The organism is Streptomyces griseomycini (genome assembly GCF_014203535.1).
Lineage (GTDB): Bacteria > Actinomycetota > Actinomycetes > Streptomycetales > Streptomycetaceae > Streptomyces > Streptomyces griseomycini.
Map to the genome: position 1 here is coordinate 1 of NZ_JACHJI010000050.1, position 5536 is coordinate 5536.

General features: G+C 74.0%; 1 protein-coding gene. It reads left to right on the forward strand.

The window, feature by feature from the left end; all coding sequences use genetic code 11:
• Window positions 1–5536, forward strand: a 5536-nt coding sequence (locus FHS37_RS38570; RefSeq protein WP_184829974.1) for a non-ribosomal peptide synthetase, incomplete at both ends; no start/stop codon positions are given.

Below are 5536 nucleotides of genomic sequence, written 5' to 3' on the forward strand. Positions count from 1 at the left end.
TCCTCGAGGAGGCCGCACCGGCCCTGGTCCTCACCGACACCGACACCGCGCCCGTCCTCCCGGAACACCACCTCCCCGTGCTCCTCACCGACGAGACGGACTTCGACGGCGTGGAGCAGGACGCGGCCGCCGGGCTCGGCGACCTCACCGACGCCGAACGCCTCGGCACGCTGCGCCCGGACGACCTGGCGTACGTGATGTACACCTCGGGTTCCTCGGGTGTGCCGAAGGGCGTGGCGGTCACCCACCGGGGCGTCGTCAACGGCATCACGCACCTGGCCGGCCTGATCGACGCCGGACCGGGCCGCAAGGCCCTGGCGAGCACCTCGGTCAACTTCGACGTCTCGGTCTTCGAGGTCTTCACCAGCCTCTGCCACGGCGGGAGCATCGAGATCGTCGCCGACGTCCTGGAACTCGCGGCACGCGACGGCTGGGACGGACAGATCCTGTCCACCGTCCCCTCCGCCTTCGCCGAACTGCTCGACCGGATCTCCGCCACCACCCGCCCGCAGGTGCTGGTCTTCGCCGGCGAGGCACTGCCCGCCGAGCTGGTCCGCCGGGCCCGTGCCGCCTTCCCCGGCGTGACGATCGTCAACGCCTACGGCCAGACCGAGTCGTTCTACGCCACCTCCTTCACCGCCTCCGGCACCCCCGAGGCGCTCGGCATCGCCCCCGTCGGCACCCCGCTGGGCAACATGCGGGCCTACGTCCTGGGCCCCGCCCTGCAGCCGGTCCCGGAGGGCGTCACCGGCGAGCTGTACGTCGGCGGCGAGATCTCGCGCGGCTACCGGGGCCGCCCCGGCATGACCGCCGAGCGGTTCGTCGCCGACCCCTACGGCCCGCCCGGCTCGCGCATGTACCGCACCGGCGACCTGGCCCGCTGGAACAGCGGGGGCGAACTGGAGTACGTCGGCCGCGCCGACACCCAGGTCAAGATCCGCGGCTTCCGCATCGAACCCGGCGAGGTGGAGGCCGCCCTGGTCGCCCACCCGGGCGTCGCCCAGGCCGCCGTCGTCGTCCGCGAGCGGGGTGACGCCAAGCAGCTCGTCGGCTACGCGGTGCCCGCCGCGCCCGGCGCGGTGGACACCTCCGAGCTGCGCGAGACGGTCGCCGCGCAGCTGCCGGAGTTCATGGTCCCGGCGGTCCTGATGCTCCTGGACCGGCTGCCGCTGATGCCCAACGGCAAGCTGGACCGGGCCGCGCTGCCGGAGCCGGAGCTCACCGCCGGCAGCTACCGGGCGCCGCGCACGACCGCCGAGGAGACCCTGGCCGGCCTGTTCGGCGAGGTCCTCGGCGTGGAGCGGGTCGGCATCGACGACGACTTCTTCGCCCTCGGCGGGCACTCCCTGCTCGCCACCCGCCTGATCAGCCGGATCCGCACCGTCCTCGGCGCGGAGATCCCCATCCGCACGGTGTTCTCCGCGCCGACCGTGGCCGAACTGGCCGGGCACCTGTCGGCGGACACCGCCGTACGGCCGCCGCTGACCCGCGCCGAGGAGCGGCCCGAGCGGCTGCCGCTGTCCTTCGCGCAGCGCCGCCTGTGGTTCATCGACAAGTTCGAGGGCCCCTCGGCGACGTACAACATCCCGCTCAACCTGAGGCTGACCGGGGAGCTGGACGCGGCCGCGCTGGCCGCCGCGCTGAACGACGTGGTGGCCCGGCACGAGAGCCTGCGCACCGTCTACGAGGAGGACACCGCCGGCATCCCGTACCAGCGGGTCCTGCCGCCCGCCGAGGCCGTCCTGGACGTGCCCGTGGTCGACCTCACCGACGGCGCCGAGGGCGCGCTCGAGGAGGCGATCGCCGAGGGCGCCCGGCACACCTTCGCGCTCGACCGCGAGATCCCGCTGCGCGCCCGCGTCCTGCGCACCGGCGAGCGGGAGCACGTCCTGTCGCTGCTGCTGCACCACATCGCCGGGGACGGCGAGTCGATGGCGCCGCTGATCCGCGAGGTGTCCGCCGCCTACGCGGCCCGCCGCGAGGGCCGGGCGCCCGACCTGCCCGAGCTGCCCGTCCAGTACGCCGACTACGCCCTGTGGCAGCGCGAGCTGCTCGGCGAGGCCGACGACGAGGACGGGGTGCTCGCCGAGCAGTCCGCGTACTGGAAGAACGAACTGGCCGGCATCCCGCAGCCGTTGCAGCTGCCCACCGACCGGCCGCGCCCGCCGCGCGCGAGCCACCGCGGCGACATGATCGAGTTCCTGGTGGAGCCGGAGCTCCTCGCCGCCGTCGAGGAACTGGCCCGCACCCGCGACGTGACCGTGTCGATGGTGATGCAGTCGGTGCTCGCGGTCCTCCTGCACCAGCTCGGCGCGGGCGACGACATCCCGATCGGCTCGCCGATCGCGGGCCGCACCGACGACGCCCTGGACGGCCTGATCGGCTTCTTCGTCAACACCTGGGTGCTCCGCGCCGAACTGGCCGGCAACCCCACCTTCGACGAGCTGATCGCCCAGGTGCGCGAGAAGGCGCTCGGCGCCTACGCCAACCAGGACGCCCCGTTCGAGCGGCTGGTGGAGCTCCTCAACCCGGACCGCTCCACCGCCTACCACCCGCTGTTCCAGACCATGTTCGCCTGGCAGAACTTCGCCCAGGCCGACCTGGAGCTGCCCGGGCTGCGCGTGGACTTCGTGCCGGTGGTCACCGGCACCGCCAAGTTCGACCTGTTCTTCAACCTCACCGAGGTCACCACCGGAGCCGGCCGCGAGGCCCAGGGCCTGATCGAGTACGCCACCGACCTGTTCGACCGGCCGACCGTGGAGGAGCTGGCGAACCGCTTCCTGCGCGCCCTGCGCGGCCTGGTCGCCGACCCGTCGGCGCCGGTGAAGCAGGTCGACGTGCTCTCGGCGGCCGAGCGGGAACTGGTCCTGAGCGGCCACAACGCCACCCGGGTGCCGGTCCCGGCGGTGACGGTGCCGGGCCTGTTCGAGCGGCAGGTGCTGCGGGACCCGGACGCGCTCGCGGTGGTGTGCGGGGGGACGGAGTTCTCCTACGGGCAGCTCAACGCGCGGGCGAACCGGCTGGCGCGTGAGCTGGTGGGCCGCGGGGTGGGACCGGAGAGCGTGGTCGCGGTCGCCCTGCCCCGCTCGGCGGACCTGGTCACCGGTCTGCTGGCGGTGCTGAAGGCGGGCGGCGCGTACCTGCCGGTCGACCCGAAGTACCCCGGCCACCGCCTGGCGCACATCCTCGAGGAGGCCGCACCGGCCCTGGTCCTCACCGACACCGACACCGCGCCCGTCCTCCCGGAACACCACCTCCCCGTGCTCCTCACCGACGAGCTGGACCTCGCCGCCGGCGACGGCGCGCGGGACCTGACCGGCCGCGACCGGCTCGGCCCCCTGGAGCCCGGCCACCTCGCCTACGTGATGTACACCTCGGGTTCCTCGGGTGTGCCGAAGGGCGTGGCGGTCACCCACCGGGGCGTCGTCAACGGCATCACGCACCTGGCCGGCCTGATCGACGCCGGACCGGGCCGCAAGGCCCTGGCGAGCACCTCGGTCAACTTCGACGTCTCGGTCTTCGAGGTCTTCACCAGCCTCTGCCACGGCGGGAGCATCGAGATCGTCGCCGACGTCCTGGAACTCGCGGCACGCGACGGCTGGGACGGACAGATCCTGTCCACCGTCCCCTCCGCCTTCGCCGAACTGCTCGACCAGATCTCCGCCACCACCCGCCCGGACGTGCTGGTCTTCGCCGGCGAGGCACTGCCCGCGTCGCTGACCCGCCGGATCGCCGAGGTCCTGCCCGGCACCCGGATCGTCAACGCCTACGGGCAGACCGAGTCGTTCTACGCCACCACCTTCACCCTCGTCGGCGAGGAGCACGCGGCCGGCGGCACCGAGGGCGGCAGCGCGCCGATCGGCACCCCGCTGGGCAACATGCGCACCTACGTCCTCGGTCCCGCCCTGCAGCCGGCCCCGGTCGGCGTGGTCGGGGAGCTGTACGTCGCCGGGGAGATCTCCGACGGCTACCGGGGCCGCCCCGGCATGACCGCCGAAAGGTTCCTGCCGGACCTGTTCGGGCCGCCCGGCGGACGGATGTACCGCACCGGTGACCTGGCCCGCTGGAACCACGACGGGGAGCTGGAGTACGCGGGCCGCGCCGACACCCAGGTCAAGATCCGCGGCTTCCGCATCGAACCCGGAGAGGTCGAGTCCGCGCTCACCGCCCACCCCGGCGTCGCCCAGGCCGCCGTGGTGGTCCGCGAGGCGAACGGCGCCAAGCAGCTCGTCGGCTACGTCGTCCCCGCCGCGGCGGCGCACGACGCGGGCGGACCGGCCGCCGAGGGCTTCGGCGAGAGCGACTACGACCTCACCGCCGGGGTCTCCTCCCGCGACCTGCGGGCGTTCGTGGGCCGGCGGCTGCCGGAGTTCATGGTGCCCTCGGCGTTCGTGGTCCTGGACCGGCTGCCGCTGATGCCCAACGGCAAGCTGGACGTGAAGGCGCTGCCGGAGCCGGAGTTCACCGCCGGCGTCTACCGCGCCCCGGTGAGCCCGGTGGAGAAGACCCTCGCCGCGGTCTACGCCGACGTCCTCGGCGCGGACCGGATCGGCGTCGACGACGACTTCTTCGCGGTCGGCGGCGACTCCATCCGCTCCATCCAGGTCGTCACCCGCGCCCGCGCCCAGGGCGTGGAGGTCACCCCCCGGCAGATCTTCGAGCAGCGCACCGTCGCCGAGCTGGCCCGGGTCGCCACCGCCACCGGCACCGCGGTCGTCCTGGAGGAGTTCGAGGGCGGCGGCACGGGCGAGTTCCCGCTGCTGCCGATCGCCGAGTACATGCGCGAACTCGGCGGCGGGTACGACCGGTTCTCCATGTCCCTCGTCCTCGGCCTCCCGGCCGGGATCGACGCGGACGGTCTGACCGCGACCCTGGACGCGGTGATCGACCGGCACGACATCCTGCGCTCCCGCCTGGTCACCGCCGAGGACGGCTCCGGCCGCCTGGTGGTGGCCGAGGAGGGCTCGGTGGACGCCGCCGCCCTGCTCCACCGGGTGGAGTGCGACGGCACCTGGGACGAGGCCTGGCGCGCCCGCGCCCTGGACGAACTGAACGCGGCGACCGGCCTGCTGGACACGGCCGCCGGGGTGATGGCCCGCTTCGTGTGGTTCGACCCCGCCGACGCCACCGCACAGGGCCGCCTGATCGTCGCCCTGCACCACATCGCCGTCGACGGTGTGTCGTGGCGGATCCTGCTGCCGGACCTGGCCGCGGCCTGGGAGCAGGTCAGGGCCGGCCGGACCCCGCGGCTGGAGAAGTCCGGGACGTCGGTGCGCCGCTGGACGCACGCCCTGGTCGAGGAGGCGCACAGCCCGCAGCGGCTGGCCGAGATGGAGCTGTGGCGCCGCACCCTGGACGGCCCCGACCCGCTGCTCGGCACCCGCCCGCTGGACCCGGCCCGTGACCTGCGCTCCACCCTGGAGCAGTTCACCGCGCGCCTTCCGGCGGAGGTGACCGAGGCGCTGCTGACGCGTGTCCCGGCGGCGTTCCACGGCAGCGTCAACGACGGCCTGCTCGCCGCTCTCGCGCTCGCCCT